The sequence below is a fragment of the Cytobacillus kochii genome (assembly GCF_020171845.1).
Lineage (GTDB): Bacteria > Bacillota > Bacilli > Bacillales > Cytobacillaceae > Cytobacillus > Cytobacillus kochii.
Window position 1 is genome coordinate 107,735 of sequence record NZ_JAIVAM010000011.1, and the last position, 16,247, is coordinate 123,981.

General features: G+C 38.0%; 16 protein-coding genes and 1 riboswitch. Of the genes, 9 read left to right on the plus strand and 7 right to left on the minus strand.

Going from position 1 to position 16,247, the window contains the following annotated elements; translation table 11 throughout:
- The first annotated feature begins 324 nt into the window (after positions 1-324).
- The 5 genes from LCM23_RS18335 (at position 325) to LCM23_RS18355 (ending at position 5,701) form a co-directional block, all read left to right on the plus strand.
- Entirely contained in the window at positions 325-1,266 is a 942-nt protein-coding gene (locus LCM23_RS18335; RefSeq protein WP_224938207.1) for a fumarylacetoacetate hydrolase family protein, read from the plus strand.
- 2 nt (positions 1,267-1,268) lie between these two features.
- Positions 1,269-1,766 (plus strand): DinB family protein, encoded by a 498-nt coding sequence (locus LCM23_RS18340; RefSeq protein WP_224938208.1) that lies wholly within the window; start codon positions 1,269-1,271, stop codon positions 1,764-1,766.
- A gap of 20 nt (positions 1,767-1,786) precedes the next feature.
- Complete coding sequence (locus LCM23_RS18345; RefSeq protein ID WP_224938209.1) at positions 1,787-2,896, plus strand: cupin domain-containing protein; 1,110 nt, start codon at positions 1,787-1,789, stop codon at positions 2,894-2,896.
- 122 nt (positions 2,897-3,018) lie between these two features.
- Complete coding sequence (locus LCM23_RS18350; RefSeq protein ID WP_224938210.1) at positions 3,019-4,230, plus strand: FAD-dependent monooxygenase; 1,212 nt, start codon at positions 3,019-3,021, stop codon at positions 4,228-4,230.
- Between the two features lie 118 nt (positions 4,231-4,348).
- Positions 4,349-5,701, plus strand: a complete 1,353-nt coding sequence (locus LCM23_RS18355; protein WP_224938211.1) for an MFS transporter — start codon at positions 4,349-4,351, stop codon at positions 5,699-5,701.
- A 51-nt stretch (positions 5,702-5,752) separates the two neighbouring features.
- Here the strand turns inward: LCM23_RS18355 and phaZ are convergent, their stop codons facing one another.
- Positions 5,753-6,616, minus strand: coding sequence for an intracellular short-chain-length polyhydroxyalkanoate depolymerase (gene phaZ, locus LCM23_RS18360; protein WP_224938212.1), 864 nt, complete (start codon positions 6,614-6,616; stop codon positions 5,753-5,755).
- A 112-nt stretch (positions 6,617-6,728) separates the two neighbouring features.
- On the opposite strand from phaZ, the gene LCM23_RS18365 reads away from it, so the two are divergent.
- Entirely contained in the window at positions 6,729-7,073 is a 345-nt protein-coding gene (locus LCM23_RS18365) for a DUF6176 family protein (RefSeq protein ID WP_224938213.1), read from the plus strand.
- A 336-nt stretch (positions 7,074-7,409) separates the two neighbouring features.
- On the opposite strand, the gene LCM23_RS18370 is transcribed toward LCM23_RS18365, so the two are convergent.
- Positions 7,410-7,730 (minus strand): hypothetical protein, encoded by a 321-nt coding sequence (locus LCM23_RS18370; protein ID WP_224938214.1) that lies wholly within the window; start codon positions 7,728-7,730, stop codon positions 7,410-7,412.
- Positions 7,731-7,885: 155 nt separating this feature from the next.
- Between LCM23_RS18370 and LCM23_RS18375 the strand changes: the two genes are divergently transcribed.
- The 3 genes from LCM23_RS18375 to LCM23_RS18385 all read left to right on the plus strand — a co-directional run bounded on the left by LCM23_RS18375 (position 7,886) and on the right by LCM23_RS18385 (position 10,486).
- Complete coding sequence (locus LCM23_RS18375; protein ID WP_224938215.1) at positions 7,886-8,485, plus strand: glycosyltransferase family 2 protein; 600 nt, start codon at positions 7,886-7,888, stop codon at positions 8,483-8,485.
- 40 nt (positions 8,486-8,525) lie between these two features.
- Entirely contained in the window at positions 8,526-9,521 is a 996-nt protein-coding gene (locus LCM23_RS18380; RefSeq protein ID WP_224938216.1) for a polysaccharide biosynthesis protein, read from the plus strand.
- Between the two features lie 197 nt (positions 9,522-9,718).
- Positions 9,719-10,486 carry an IclR family transcriptional regulator gene (locus LCM23_RS18385; protein WP_224938217.1) on the plus strand — a complete coding sequence of 256 codons (768 nt, stop codon included), beginning with the start codon at positions 9,719-9,721 and terminating at the stop codon, positions 10,484-10,486.
- A gap of 217 nt (positions 10,487-10,703) precedes the next feature.
- Here LCM23_RS18385 and LCM23_RS18390 read toward each other — a convergent pair whose 3' ends face one another.
- The 5 genes from LCM23_RS18390 to LCM23_RS18410 all read right to left on the minus strand — a co-directional run bounded on the left by LCM23_RS18390 (position 10,704) and on the right by LCM23_RS18410 (position 16,247).
- On the minus strand, positions 10,704-11,459 hold the full coding sequence (locus tag LCM23_RS18390; RefSeq protein ID WP_224938218.1) for a 3-oxoacyl-ACP reductase: 756 nt from the start codon (positions 11,457-11,459) through the stop codon (positions 10,704-10,706).
- Between the two features lie 92 nt (positions 11,460-11,551).
- Positions 11,552-11,653, minus strand: a riboswitch (TPP riboswitch).
- A gap of 85 nt (positions 11,654-11,738) precedes the next feature.
- A complete protein-coding gene (locus tag LCM23_RS18395) occupies positions 11,739-13,274 on the minus strand; it encodes a glycosyltransferase (protein ID WP_224938219.1) in 1,536 nt (511 codons plus the stop codon).
- 117 nt (positions 13,275-13,391) lie between these two features.
- Positions 13,392-15,056, minus strand: coding sequence for an ABC1 kinase family protein (locus tag LCM23_RS18400; RefSeq protein ID WP_224938220.1), 1,665 nt, complete (start codon positions 15,054-15,056; stop codon positions 13,392-13,394).
- A gap of 29 nt (positions 15,057-15,085) precedes the next feature.
- Positions 15,086-15,388, minus strand: coding sequence for a phasin family protein (locus tag LCM23_RS18405; protein WP_224938221.1), 303 nt, complete (start codon positions 15,386-15,388; stop codon positions 15,086-15,088).
- 439 nt (positions 15,389-15,827) lie between these two features.
- Entirely contained in the window at positions 15,828-16,247 is a 420-nt protein-coding gene (locus tag LCM23_RS18410) for a disulfide oxidoreductase (protein ID WP_224938222.1), read from the minus strand.

Sequence of the window (16,247 nt, forward strand, 5' to 3'; positions counted from 1 at the left end):
TTATATTTTTTTTAGTATATCAGAAAAACACTATGTTTTCTGATTTCATCCATGTTTTGCATCCTTTCGAAAGGATTTATTTTTCAAAAAGTTTAAAAAACCACAACAAATTCACTTGAGTTTATCTGAAAATTAGGATACTATAAATTTATCATTAATAGATAACATCGTTCACTATTAATGGAATTTAAATAACCGATGAAGAAAGAGTCTAATAAACGCACATTAATAAAAGGTTTTATGCCTAACACTTCCACACAAAGCGTTTTACTCTTTGATCACGCAATTCCAAGACAAAAAAACTTTTCATAAAGGAGTTTGAATATGAAATTAGTTACTTTCACTCACAATAACAACACACGTATCGGAGCAGTTACAGAAGGAAATGAAGTAGTAGACTTAAACTTTGCTTACCAAGCTTTTCTTGAAGCAGAAGGTAAACTACGTTCTGAGTTAATTGCTGAAGCGTACATTCCAGCACAAATGGAAGGTTTCCTACAAGGGGGAAATGAAAGCCTTTCCATCGCAAAGGAAATGGTTGATTATGCGTTAAATAATCGTGAATCGTTCAAACATCCACTTGTACATGCATTTGAAGATGTAAAAATCGAAGCACCTGTAACAAAACCCGGAAAAATCATTTGTGTGGGTCATAACTACCGTGAACATATTGCTGAAATGGGAAGAGAATTACCGCCTCACCCAGTAGTATTTGCTAAATTTGCTAACACAGTGATTGGACCACAAGATGATATTCCATTCTATCCAATTTCTGAACAATTAGATTACGAAGCCGAATTTGCTTTTGTTGTAGGTAAAAAAGCTAGAAACGTAGCAAAAGAAGACGCACTTAATTATGTAGCAGGATATACAATCGCTAATGACGTCACTTACCGCGATATCCAACGTCGTACACTTCAATGGTTGCAAGGTAAAACAGTTGAAGGTAGTGCACCAATGGGTCCTTGGTTAATCACTTCTGATGAATTACAAGATCCATCTGGTTTAGGTGTTCTTTTAACTGTAAATGGGGAAGAAAGACAAAAAACGAATACAGCCAACTTTGTTTTTGATGTTCCAACGCTTGTTGAGTTCTTATCTAACTTAATGACTTTAGAACCTGGTGATATCGTATTAACAGGGACCCCAGGAGGCGTAGGATTTGCACGTGATCCTCAAGTATTCTTGAAAGATGGCGATATCGTTCGCATTGAAGTAGATAAAGTCGGCGTTCTCGAAAATAAAGTTTCAAAGGTGGAAAAATAATTATGAGCGAAACGAAAACGATTCAGCAATCTATTGAGTCTATTCAAACATCATTAGATCAAATCATTGAAACCGTTTCAGGATTATCTGAAGAAACCATACGTTGGAACCCATCAAAAGAAGAATGGTCCATTATGCAGGTCATTACTCATTTAAACGAGGCCTTACCTTATTGGCTAGGTGAAATAGATACAGTTGTAAAAGCCCCTGGTTCCCAATGGGGACGTGGCTTACAGGACCCTGCCCGCCTTGCAGCAGTCGAAAATACTGAACAACAATCAGTTGAAGATGAATTGAAAAAATTAGCTCAAATAAAACAAAATGTTCAAACCAAATTATCTGTTTTATCTGCTGACACATTGGCTCAGGAATCACCTCATCGTAACTTTGCTAAATTCGGTAATAAATCTGTATTCTTTATTGCTGATCACTTTATCGATGAACATGCCGCTGGTCATTACAACCAAATTCAACGTAACTTGTCTAAGCTAGCAAAATAATATTAAGGTGGCGAAATATTATGGCTGAAAAACATGCATATATGGAGGATCAAGACGTAAAGGACTTTACGAAAGAAATCCAAGAATATCATCTCGGTCCATTATGGGAAGCCATCCCAGCACTGATGAACCATACACCAAAACCACATGCTGTGCCATATTTATGGTCAGATGAGCTATTAAAGAAAAAATTATCCGAAGCTGCTGAAATCTTCACACCTGACCGTGGTGGAGAAAGACGCGCGATTTACTTTCAAAACCCCGGGTTGACTTATAGACAACCATGGGGATGGGCTTCAACCACTCAAACATTGTATGCTGCTGTGCAGTTGCTGCTTCCTGGTGAAATAGCACCTTCACACCGTCACTCTCAAAGTGCTCTGCGCTTTATCACTGATGGAGAAGGAGCTTACACAATTGTTGAAGGTGAACGTATCTTCATGCAAGAAGGTGACTTCCTTATTACACCGAAGAACCTCTGGCATGGACATGGCCATGTAGGCGATAAACCAATGATTTGGATGGATGCACTTGATATACCTACCATCTATTCAATCGGTGGAACATTCTTTGAACCATTTCCTAATAAGATTGAAACGCCAACTCGCCCAGATAACTTCTCTGAACAAAGATACAGTGGCGGAATGGTAAGACCAATTAATGACCGCTATTCAAGCGTGGCACCACTCGCAAATTACAAGTGGAAACGTACAGAAGATGCGATTAAAGGATTAACTAGATTTGAGCCAGATCCATATGATGGCTACGCTGTTGAATATATCAATCCATCAAACGGACAAACAGCTAATCCAACAATGGGAGCTTGGATGCAATTATTACCAAAAGGCTTACGTACAAAGGCACATCGTCACACACATTCTACTATTTACCAAGTACATCAAGGTTCTGGTTATACAGTAATAAACGGTGAACGATTCGATTGGAAAAAAGGAGATTACTTCTGTATTCCAAACTGGGCATGGCACGAACATGTACCTGCTGAAGATAGCTACCTTTTCTCAGTAAATGACCTACCCATTATGGAGAGATTTGACTTAGAAAAATCTCAAAACCTTGAAGAAAACAACGGAGAACAAAAAATCATAGGCGAATTTAAAGCTTTCCGTTAATTGCACAAGAACAACCGGGCACAGTTCCTTGGTTGTTCTTAAAAGATTCGAAATATAACAGTAAATGAAAACGCTTATAAACAGAATATTTATTTTTGTAAAACAAAAGGAGGATAAACATAATGACAAACACAGCACAGAATCCATTTATTGTAATCGGTGGAGGAATCGGCGGTTTAGCTACTGCATTAGGCGTAGCAGAAAATAACCAATATGTAAAAGTGCTTGAACAAGCACCTGAATTCGGTGAAGTTGGAGCTGGTATCCAACTTGCAGCGAATGCGACAAATGTTTTGCAACGCTTAGGCGTAATGGATAAAATCAATGAAATCGCTGTATTCCCTAAACGTCTTGTACTTATGGATGCATTCTCTGGTAAAGAATTATCAGCACTTGATTTAGGAGAGGTTTACAGAGAGAGATACGGTGCTCCTTATATTGTATTACACCGCTCTGATCTACATCGTGTGCTTCTTGAAGCTTGTCAGGAAAACCCATATATTGAACTAGCAACCAACCAAAAAATTACGACAACAGAAGAAAACGATCAAGGTGTAACAGTTAAAGCAGAAAACGGTGATGTTCATAAGGGAATCGCAGTAATTGGTGCAGATGGTCTATGGTCTAATGTTCGTAAAATGTTCTCTGATGACCAACCTATTTGTTCCGGATATGTTGCTTACCGTGGGGCAATCCCGATTGAAGAAGTGAAGACCTCTATTGGGGATATGGATGACGTATATATGTGGATTGGACCAGACCTTCACTTAGTACAATATCCAGTTCGTCGTGGTGAACTTTATAACCAAGTCGTTGTATTCAAAAGTAAAAACTACCGTCCCGAAATTGAAAAGACTGAAGATTGGGGCACTCCGGAAGAAATGGACGCTGTGTTCGCTGGGTCATGTGAATTAGTGCAAAATGCGATTTCATTTATTTCACGTCAAAAACGTTGGCCAATGTTCGATCGCTTACCAATTGGAAACTGGACGCAAGGTCACATTACGCTCACTGGTGATGCCGCTCACCCAATGCTACAATATCTTGCTCAAGGTGCTTGTCAAGCACTTGAAGATGCTGCATACATGTCAGATATGCTCAGTGCACATGGTGAAGATATCCCTGCAGCATTTGCAGCGTTCCAAAAAGAAAGACAACCGAGAACAGCCTATGTCCAAGGTTCTGCACGTACATGGGGTGAAATTATTCACAATACAACAAACGAAGGTATTTTACTTAGAAACATTATCCTAGGAAAAAGGCAATCAAGTGACTTTGAATTTGTCGATCAATTCCATGGCTATAATAAAAATGCAAAACTAGTTGAAGCTTAAACCGTTCTCCACAAAGTCATCATTAATGGTTTCATCTGGAGAAGAAAGGCTTAATCCTTTCTTCTCTCTTTTCATATATGTGTAAGCGATTGCAATCTCTAATTGATGGGGGAAACAAATGAACAAAATAAACGCAGCGGAAGTGATTAATAATAGTAAATTTAATCGGTTTCATTTCGGCTTACTTGCCTGGAGCTTCCTTATTATTCTCTTTGATGGCTATGATTTAGTTGTTTATGGTACCGCCGTACCAGTTTTAATTGAAGAATGGGGATTAAGTTCGGTCCAAGCTGGAGCCATGAGTAGTTATGGATTATTAGGGATGATGTTTGGTGCCATCTTTTTTGGTATTCTTGCTGATAAAATGGGAAGAAAAAATGTGATTGCACTTTCACTGATTCTTTTTAGCTTATTTACGTTTCTTTGTGGATTTGCCTCTTCACCTACAACCTTCTCTATTTACCGATTTATTGCCGGTTTAGGTTTAGGTGGAATTATGCCTAACGTTATTGCCTTATTGACAGATTACGCGCCAACGAAAATGAAAAGTATGGCTGTTTCCATTGTATTATGTGGATACTCTTTTGGTGGGATGCTTGCACCGATTCTAGGAATCTTCGTTATGCCTACACTCGGTTGGGAATCGATTTTCTGGTTTGCAGGTCTACCATTATTACTGCTGCCTTTCATATACAAATTTTTACCTGAATCTTCAGCCCATTTAATTAAGAAAAATAAGAAACAAGAGCTATTATCTGTGCTACGTAAAGTAAACCCTGCCCAAAAGATGGATGAAAGAACAGAGTTCTTCCTACAAGTCCAAGAGGAAAACAAAGTTCCTGTTGTCGGACTATTCAAAAACAACCGCGGTCTAAGTACCGTCATGTTCTGGATTGCGTTTTTCATGTGCTTATTAATGGTTTACGGCCTAAATACTTGGTTACCGAACTTAATGATTGAAGCGGGTTATGCCTTAAATTCAAGCCTAGCCTTCCTTATTACGCTACAAGGTGGAGCCATTGTTGGGACACTCATTATTGGCTGGCTCTGTGATAAATACGGTTCAAAGAAAATGCTCGTGCCCTTATATGCACTTGGTGCAGTGAGCTTAACATTACTTGGATTTGGTGGCAGTGAATTATTCATTTATTTACTCGTTGCTATAGCTGGTGCTAGTACAATCGGTGCCCAAAACCTTGTACAAGCCTATGTCTCTCAATATTATCCTCCTAATATCCGATCCACAGCATTAGGAATGGCTTCAGGAATTGGGAGATTTGGAGGCATGCTCGGGCCACTTCTCGGCGGATTCTTATTGACGGCCGCTCTTCCTATTCATATGAACTTTATCGCATTTGCCATTCCAGGGTTGATTGCTGCCATTGCCTTAGCGCTCGTCCCAATTAAACGGGCCTATAAGCCTGAAGCTACTGTGGTAAAAGAGAATGAAACGATAAAAGTTGCTAATTAACGAGGATGTAAAGAAAAGAGCCATATATTTTGGCTCTTTTCTTTTGCCTACTTATCTTTGGAAAAAGCTTTCTAATTCCCTTATCACTTCATCAACTTCTTCTAAAACGAACGCATGACCTGCATCTAATTCTCTAAAAATGACATTAACGCCAGCTCTCTTTAAATTCTCTAGTAATGTAGTCGTCATTTCCCTTGTAGTTAAGACATCCTTATTACCCCACAAAAGAAAAGTCTCTGCTTGAATATGGTTTATTTCTCCTGTTCCCGCAGCTGCATCATTATCAATATCAGTTATATTAAACACATTAGCTGCATGTGCAACATCCATCATATTCCTTTGTTGTATTGCTGCTTCTATATATCCTTCAAACCGTTCTCCTAATGCCTGCCTGCCTTTAACAAACATCAACTGTTCTATCGCTTCGGTAAAAAAAGCAAACTCTTTCATCTTCTGTGCTTCTACTAACCTATTTAACATTGGATCTTTTTCTATTGCTTCTCTTGTTTGATAACGCTGATTGTTTTCATCATAGGCTGGATATCCATCGGCTGGCATGGAGGCGAGCAAAACCATTTTTTCAACAAGGTTTGGATACATTGCTGCAAATTGCATCGCAATACCACCTCCATTTGACCAACCGATGATTGTTATTTTATTTAAAGAAAAATGATCACAAAATAATTCCAAATCATAAGCGAATGTCTTAAAATCCTCTATTGGCTGATTGTAAGTAGATCGGCCATAACCTCTTAAATCCGGAGCATAGACCGTATACTTTGAAGGTATTTTCTCTAAAAATACGTCCCAATGATTCGCTGAGGCATAATTGCCATGAATGAGAAGTAGAACCTTCTCTCCCCCATCCTTTTTCAGATAATCATACACTTCACCGTTACTTAACCTGCATTCCATTTAAACACCCCTACTTTCTCCTTTAAGCCTCTCATACTATTCGATTAAAGCTATCTTTATTCCTTTTTATGTTAAAATATTACATAAACATTCTAATAAAAGGAGAGATTGTATGAACGTTGAACTCACACGTTTTAAGGTTAAAAAAGGAAAAACAAAAGCTGTAGACGAATGGTTACAATTCCTTAATCATCATATGAAAGAAGTACTCCTCACACTTGAAGGAGAAAAAATGTATATTGAAACGATTTTTCGCGAGGTACAAAACGAAGATGAATATCTTTACTGGTATTCTGTTCAAGGTAGGGACGGGATTGAAGTGACTGAATCCACACACTGGGTAGATAAAAAACATCTTCAATATTGGCAAGATTGTATAGATGAAACCTACAAACCCGTTAATTTAACTACCGAAGTCGTTATGATCCCAGAGAAAATCAGAGCAAAGATGACTTAGCTTAAATAGACTAAGCACTTTTCACCTTCCGTCCATATAAGAAGAACGAAATGAGCCCTAATACGGTATATAATATAACTGCATTCACCAAACTACCTACCTCAAACCAATACGAAACCGGAATTATTATCGCAGCGGATGAAAAGATAAAGCCTATAATCATCTGCTTTTTTAAGCGCGCGCAAATCATACCTTGGATAATAAAAGCTAGCGGAAAAAGGACATAAATCCCTAATAATAGGATTTTGCTAAACGGAAAAAATGAACATATCCACGTAAATATAAAAATACATATAGAGGGAAATAAAACGCGAAAAAACATCTTCATGTCAGTGTTCATCCCCTTCTTTTTACAGACAATATGATAGCCTTCCACCAAAACCACAATAAAACAAGATAACCGAAAACACTATACAACGCCCATAGTGCCCCATCAGAAAGCTCATGAAGGAAAAACTCCCCTTCATTCATTTCTTCACCGCGACCAATAGCGTTGAATATAGAAATAAAAGGGATTGTTAGAACAAAAAAGATGACAAACAATGCTGTTTTTCTACTTTGTTTCCTCCATACCATTCTTAACGCCATCATAAATGAAATAAACAAAAAGAGATAATACAATAGCCAAAACCATAGCGGTAAACTCACCATAAACATTCCCTCACCCCTCTTAAGTGTAATATTACACTAATAGTAATTTATTGTAAATATTTTCTTTTTTATGTCCTAAATTCACCACTTTTGATTAGGCGCATACACTAAACGATATAACACCTGCCCTAAAATCATGCTTAATAAAGTGAGGAAAAGTCATGAAATTCAGCTTTTTATCCCCAGTTTATAACAGTGAACAATGGGTTCGCTCGATGCTTGACAGCATTCCAAAAGAATATGCCGATGAAATCATTGTTTGTGATGACGGCTCAACCGATCAAACATTAGCGATGTTAAAAGAATATCAACAACAGTACCCTCAACTAAAAATCTTAGAAAATGGGGAAAATCGTGGCGCTAGCTATTCGTATAATCGTTGTATCGAAGCCGCAACTGGAGATTATATTGCCATCATTGATAGCGATGATATTTATTTACCAACCATTCGCGAAGTACTCGCTAAAATAGATGGTGAGTACGACATTTATTATTACAGCATGGTGACAAAGGATGGCCAGCTCTTTCAAGCAACGGAAGAAAATTATCGTGAGTGGTGTGGGCAATTTAGGATCATTAAGAGAAGCTGTGTGGGAGAGGCCAGATTTTCTGAAAGAACGGATATGGCGGGGGACTGTGATTTTCATCAAGCTCTCTTAGACCAAAACCCTTCAGTGCACATAACAGGGATTATCGCTTACTGGTATAACTATCCACGAATAAACTCCGAATATTATTTATACTATTTTGGATTAAAGTAAACCCACTGTGGTAAATGACAGAAAGGTGCGTTCCATACTTATGTTTAAAAATAAAACGCTATTAATTACAGGTGGAACCGGCTCGTTTGGTCATGTCGTGTTAGAACGTTTTTTGCATAGTGAAATAAAAGAAATACGTATCTTTTCTCGTGATGAAAAAAAACAAGACGACATGCAAAAACAGTACGCAGATGGAAGAATCTCTTATATCCTCGGCGATGTTCGGGATATGAGTACTTTATTACCAGCTGTGGACGGGGTTGATTACATTTTTCATGCTGCAGCCTTAAAACAAGTACCCTCATGTGAGTCACATCCGCTAGAGGCAGTGAAAACGAATATTCTTGGCACCGATCATGTATTAAGTGCAGGCATACAAGCAGGAGTAAAGAAAATTGTCTGCCTATCAACGGACAAAGCAGCCTACCCAATTAATGCAATGGGTATGTCTAAAGCTTTAATGGAAAAGACATTTATCGCTAAATCGAGACAAGCTAACGCTCGTGGTACCATTATATGTGGCACAAGATACGGAAATGTCATGGCATCAAGGGGGTCCATCATTCCGCTTCTCATAGAACAAGTAAAGGAAGGAAAGCCGCTAACTGTTACGCATCCTTTAATGACCCGTTTTATGATGAGTTTAGATGAGGCTGTCGAACTCGTATTGTACGCTTTTGAGAATGCTTGTAATGGGGATATTATGGTACAAAAATCGCCTGCTGCCTATATTACAGATTTAGCACAAGCGATTAAAGAACTTTTTCACGTTAACCTTCCTTTAGAATTAATTGGCACACGGCCGGGAGAAAAGCTCTATGAAGTTTTACTAACAAAAGAAGAAGCAGCGAAAGCCATTGATCTTGAAGGCTTCTATCGCATTCCTCGAGATACCAGAATAGAAACTGATACAAACTCTGTAGAAGAATATCACTCCAATAATACGTATCGTCTCTCTATAGCTGAACTAAAAGAAAAACTACAATCATTATCCTATGTTCAGAAAGAGCTAAAAAAATGGAAAAGGTTAAATTAATATATTTGACCGCTCCCTATTTTTCGTGAGTTGAGCGCCTTCGTTGACCAAGTTAATAATCGCCAACTCACTAACTATTCTTATATATACTGAGTTTATAGGGATATCCTACCAACCCTCTATAGGAAGGTTGTTGTTTGATGTAGTTTCTGATAAATTAGGATTCAACATGACTAGCATAATGAGGAGTTACATACATGGAAATACAAAAAAGTAGTACGATGATACAATCCTTGCAAATAGGCATTTCTATCATCGAATTAATCTATCAAAAAGATACCCCAATGAAATTCTCAACCATTCAAGAAGAAACCGGTATTACGAAAAGTAATTTATATAAATATTTAAATACACTTACACAATTGAACATGCTCTATCGAGAAAAAGGGACAAACCTGTATTACCTTGGCAGCAAATTGATTCAATATGGTACAGCCGCCTTTGGTAGTCGTGATATTGCCGATGCAATCACTCCGTATATGCAGGAACTTTCTTCGCTTACTTCCTGCACCGTTTCGTTTTCATTATGGACAAACAACGGACCGATTACGACAAAGATTTGTCATTCGAATGAACCACTTCATATTGGTACACAACTAGGCGGAAGCTTACCACCAACATCTGCCGCGGGGAAGATTTTCTTAAGTTTCTTAAACCCAGTACTGACAAAAGATTGGCTAGGAGACGGGGACGTAATCGATAACACAGAATGGCAAATGATTCAACAGTCGAAAATCTCCTTCGCTACCGAACCTTTAATTCCATCAATTTCCTCTGCTTCCGTCCCTTTGCTAGACTACCAGAATCAATTACTAGGTGCAGTGACAGTTGTTGGATTTAACGATAAGATGCCTAAGGAAGCAACGGATCCGATGAGCAAGCAACTGCTGAAGTTTCACTTACAAGCATCGTCTATGTTTGGCTATCGATATAAACAAGGAAAAAAATTGAACAATACTGATTGAGCGTTCAATCAACCGTTTTAACATCTAGAAGAATAAAACACTAGCGAGAAAATTAAGTTAAATTTTTAAAAATATTCTTTTCTACGAATAAATTGGAGTCTAGCTTCGACTTAGTCGTACATTTGCTAATATAAGCACTTTACTAACTATCGACCTACAAAATAAATCCATTCATTGAAAAAGGCCGCCATAAACAAAGATGACGACCTTTTTTATCTTAGTTCATCGTCAATCCATGATCAACGACTAGATTTTGTCCCGTAATCGCTCTAGCGCCTGAAGAGGCTAAGAAAACAACGGCTTCTGCTACGTCTTCTGGTTTTGTCACACGGTGGATAGCAGAGTTATCTGCCACAATCGCAAATACCTCAGGGGTAGTAACAGCACTTGCATCCGTTGTTTCTAATAATCCACCGGAAACCATATTCACATTAATATCATACTGTCCGAGCTCTTTGGCCATATTGCGTGTAAAGCCAATTAATGCCGCTTTGGCTGTTGTATATTCATGGTAGGCAACGACTGGGTTTTGGTAAAGATTTGTACCAATACCAATCACACGGGCTTGCTGTGAATCCTTTAAAGCCGGAAGAGCAGATTGAACAACATTTAAGCTTGCTTTTATCGCGCCTTCAAACTGGGTTTGGTAGCTAGCCCAAGATAATTCCTCTACTTTCGCCTGTGCCACAGGATCAAATTTAAATTGAACTAATGCATTATTAACAACGATATCCAAGCGACCAAAATGAGCAATTGTGTCTGCTACCATTGCTTTTACTGCTTGATGATCTCTGACATCAGCTTGGATAGCCAATGCACGATCTTGCCCGATTTGTTCAACTACTGCATCGGCTTTTTCTTTATTGTTATAATAATTAACGACTACCTTATAGCCCTCCTTACCGAACTTTTGAGCAATTGCAGCTCCTAATCCACGACTTGCTCCTGTTACTAACACGACTTCTTCTCTCACGCTATTCCCTCTTTTCAATAGATGTAATTAAAAATGTTCAGGAAAACAAAACAAAAGGCTCCCCGAAAATGGAGAGCCTACCATACGTATGCATATAGTTGGAAGATGCTCCCTACGATCGTCTTAACGAACAGGTTCTAAGGGTCAGGTTTTAACCTTCTCAACTCATTTTCTGAGTCCCCCTGCAACAATTTTTAATTATTTTTAGTTTAGCATACAAATAGTTTCCTAGCTATGAATCGAAGTTCAGTTCTTAATTGACCATTTCCTTTATGTTTCTCACCATTGTTTTAAACGGGGATTCTTATCTAAAATCGATTCATATTGTTTCTCATTACCGTAGAGGCTATTCGGGTCAAGCAGCTTATATCTCTCATACTTTTCTAATCGATCTTTTTCTTTTGCCCAGCCTAAATGCTTGACTCGTATTGTGGATAAACTGTGGGTAAGTTGGAAGATGTTTTCTGGAAATCTCCCACAATGTTGAGGTGTTTCTTTCCAGACAGGCTGAAAGGTTGATTCAACTCTTGCTAGAAATGGACGGTATAAGAAATGTGCTTGCCAGTATTCATCTTCACGATAATGGTCTTCATCCCACATATCATACAGTCTAAAACAGTACAGGTCGATAGTATCCTGTTTAACAAAGTCATCAATATAATCAATAAAACTCTCCTCAAACCATTCATCTGCATCAAGATTTAATACCCAACCTAAAAAACCATTCGTTGCTTCTAACCACTGTTGTTTTCTTAGTTCCACTTCATTGGCAAATTGGGAGCTTGCATTCTTGACCAATTTAATTGGCACACCTTTTAGTTCTTGCAAGAAAATCGATATTGTCTGATCAGTACTAGCATCATCTATAATCACAGCTTCATCGATAAATGACTTTACTTTCTTTAACATCGTTTGTAAATAACGCCCTTCTTCATTCTTCACAATCATCGATAAGCGAATTTGATGGCTTTCTGCTTTTTCTGGATAAAAAGGTAGTTCGCTATAAGCATACTGACATTTTTCTTTAAATGCAGGTATGCCTGTAAGGTCAGAAGATCGATAAATATGATAAGCTGGGAGATGTGTGTCTACATGTAGATCCAGTCCTAATGCCACAGCTCTCACACAAAAATGTCGATCTTCTCCCCAAAAACTGAGATTTTTAATTTTACTAAAATGAACACCTGCTAACAAAGCCTTCCTGCTAATTAGCGTGCACGCACCTAATCCTCCTACTTCATAAACACCTGGAGTTTGTAACTGTTGAATAAAGGCCTCGGTTTGAACGGCCTTTTCTTCGTCTGTTATAACAGCTTCATCCGCCTGTCTCCAGTGGGTATATTCATCCGTTAACCACACTTGCGGATAAGGAATTGTCCCCTCTTGCCAAGCTGTCCAAAATACCTCTGAAACAATTTCTTTTTTCGTGGAAATAAGTGTATGAAGGGTATCCGGGTGTAAAAGCAAATCAGAGTCAACTAAAAACAAATAATCAAATTCTTCAAATTTTGCCTGCTCAATAAGCATATCTTTGAAGCGAGCAACCTTCCAGATGAGAGCATCATTCCAGAAATGTGTAAAGTCGGTGCGAATATAGATACTATCTTCTTTTGCGGATAAAATCGCAACATCTTTCTTCCATCTGGCAAAATGACGTAGTAGTCTACTTGATTCTTCATTCTGATTATCATCTATGAAAAAATAATGAATCTCCATCGTATCCGTTTGTAAATTTGCTAACGAAAGCAGAAACTCTTTTAAAATATCGGGTTCTTGATTAATTGGACTGCCAATGAGAATTTTTGTATTAATCATAAGCAACATTAACGTTTATTGACAAAATCGTTCACCTCTCTACACTATATTCTCACCATGAATTGCTTGTGTAGTGAAATCAGAAAAATTGTAGCCAAAACAAAAAGCAGAGAGTCGTCAGAATCTCCCTGCTCTAATGATGGTGTATATAAGAAATAAGAACATTAATATCGCAATGACGAAGCCGATTTCTACTGCTGGTATATTCCATAGGAGAGATGATTGCCTGCCAAGGGCGGAACCGATAATTAAGCCCACCATTATGATGCTAAATGCCAGCAACACGATACTAAATGCTAGCCGGTTGCTGATACGATCAATTCTCGTTAGAAATTTTTCACTGTTTGGCAAGTTCAGCTCGAGCGGAATTTTCCCCTTTTTGATAAGAGCAATCAAATCTTTCAAATTATACGGTGCTTCCTTTAGAATATCAAAATACTCCCCGATATGCGCTAGCGAATCTTTCGCCAAATGATCAGGTCGATATTTATTAACAATTAATCGTCTACCAAAAGGCTCAGCAATTTTTAAAATGCTTATATTAGGGTCAAGTTTTTCAACAATACCTTCCATTGTCAACAATGTTTTCCCCACTAATGTTAGGTTTGTTGGGATATGTATATGATGTTGATTGGCAACGGAAAACAAATCATTAACCGCCTCGCCAATTGATATTTCACTAAATGGAATATCATAGTATCTTTCCCTTAGTAAATCAACATCAATTTTTAAAAGTTCAACATCGACATCATCTTGGACAATTCCCATTTTAGTGATGGCTTTAATGACTCCATCGGTGCTTTGCCGCAACATGGCAATAATTAATGATGCTAAATTTTCTTTCATATCCTCAGTTAAACGTCCAACCATACCAAAATCCATGAAAACAATCACATTTCCTGGTAATACACAAATGTTACCTGGATGAGGATCCGCATGGAACACACCTTCCTCTAATATCTGCTGGAGGATGCCTTCAACGATTCTTTCGGCGATTAGTTGTTTATTAAATCCTTGTTCCGCCAAACTTTTATTTTCAATGATGCCGCAACCTTCAATATATTCCATAGTTAACACTTTTTTCGTCGTATATTTCCAGTATGTTTTTGGGATTTTATAATGATTATTGTCTTCAAATTGATTGGCAATTTTATCGGCATTACGACCTTCAAGTAAATAATTCAACTCATTTAACAATGCTTTAGAAAATTCTTTCATCATTTCCACTAACTGATATTGCGATGCCCAATGTAGCCTTCTTTCTGCAATTTTAGCAATTTCTATCAAAATTTCTAAATCTGTTCTCATGGTCTTCTCAATATCAGGCCGTTGTACCTTAACAGCTACTTTTTCACCAGAATGGAGGACACCATAATGGACTTGACCGATAGATGCCGACCCTAATGGCTCCTCTTGAAATTCTGTAAAGAGGTCATGTAGTTCTTCCCCTAGTTCGGTTTCAACAATTTTTTTTACCTCTGCAAATGAAAATGACGGGGCATGTTCCTGCAATTTTTCCAATTCCCTAATGATTGATTCTGGAAAAATATCTGACCTTGTACTCGCAATCTGACCAACTTTAATAAACGTCGGTCCAAGCTCTTCTAAAAACAGACGAATACGTTCACCTGTCGTCTTTTCATGAATTTCCTCTTGCTTTCGCATGAACATACGTTTAGGTAGGGACAACACTTCATGCAAGCCTAATTCTTTTAAGAGATAACCAAAACCGTAATGAGAGAAGGCTACGGCAATTTCACGATAGCGATGAATATGACTCATCTTTGGTTTGAAAATGGCAAAAACCTCCCTTAATCCTCTTCTCGATGTTTTGCCTCAAGTGCTAGAATCCGTTCCTCTAATCTTAAGACATCATCCTTTGTAGCGATATTCAAATCATGCAATAAACTTGTCATTCGTTGATGGGCTTTGTCGTCTATCTGTGTTTGCTTCTCTTGGCCTTTCGTCCTTACCTCCTGCATAAAATCCTTCGCTTCCTGTTTTGTTAACTCTCCTCTTTTCACTAACTCATCCATCATTTCTTGCGCACGGTCTTTCCCTGCTGCTGCTAAACCTAACCCTAACATCATCCCTTGTTTTATTGGATTTTTCATCTCATTTCCTCCTTTAATAAATGGCAGATTTTCACTAACATTATTTTACCCATTTTCAAGTGGATTAAGCATGAAAAAACATATATCACAAGTGTACTAACAGATAGGATATTCAGTGATAGTTAAAATGAATCGAAGAAAATGCAATGCTTCACAGACCTTCTTTTTTACGCTCATGTCCATCCCTAGAGAGTAGATAAAGAGTGGGCAAGTCGGATTTAAGCGGAATTGGTCACGGAATTTGCGGATGAATGGCGATGTCGGATTTTCCGATTTACACGCAATTTTATTTTCAAATGAATAGTGGGCATGTAATGCGATCTTACGCTTGTCTCATGTCTCAAGCAGCTTCCCTTTTTCCATTTACAAATTCACAACCGATTTCTACTTTATTACGAACAAAACAAAAACCCCGTACAATCATATGTACGAGGAATGTTTATGATGCTTGATTGTCTTTTTTCATCATCAGGCAAAAGAAGATAATAAGCGTGAAAGCCGTTAATGCCAAGAAAGGAATGGTGATAAACCCGAGCCAATTGATGTATTGGCCACTACATGGTACACCGTTTGAACATGGGGTGACCTCAGCGAGTCCAGGCACTTTTTGTACAAGATAATGATAGAGGGAAATACACCAGCCAATAAATGCCATTGGTAGCGCAAATCTTCTCACAGAAATATCTTGATAGAACGTACCAATCCCCAAGATTAAAACGAGTGGATACATGAATATTCGTTGATACCAACAGAGCTCACAAGGAATAAACTGCTTAATTTCGCTAAAGTATAGACTGCCTAATGTTGCTATGAGTGCGACCACCCAAGAAAAATACAACATGATTTGATTATTCTTCAT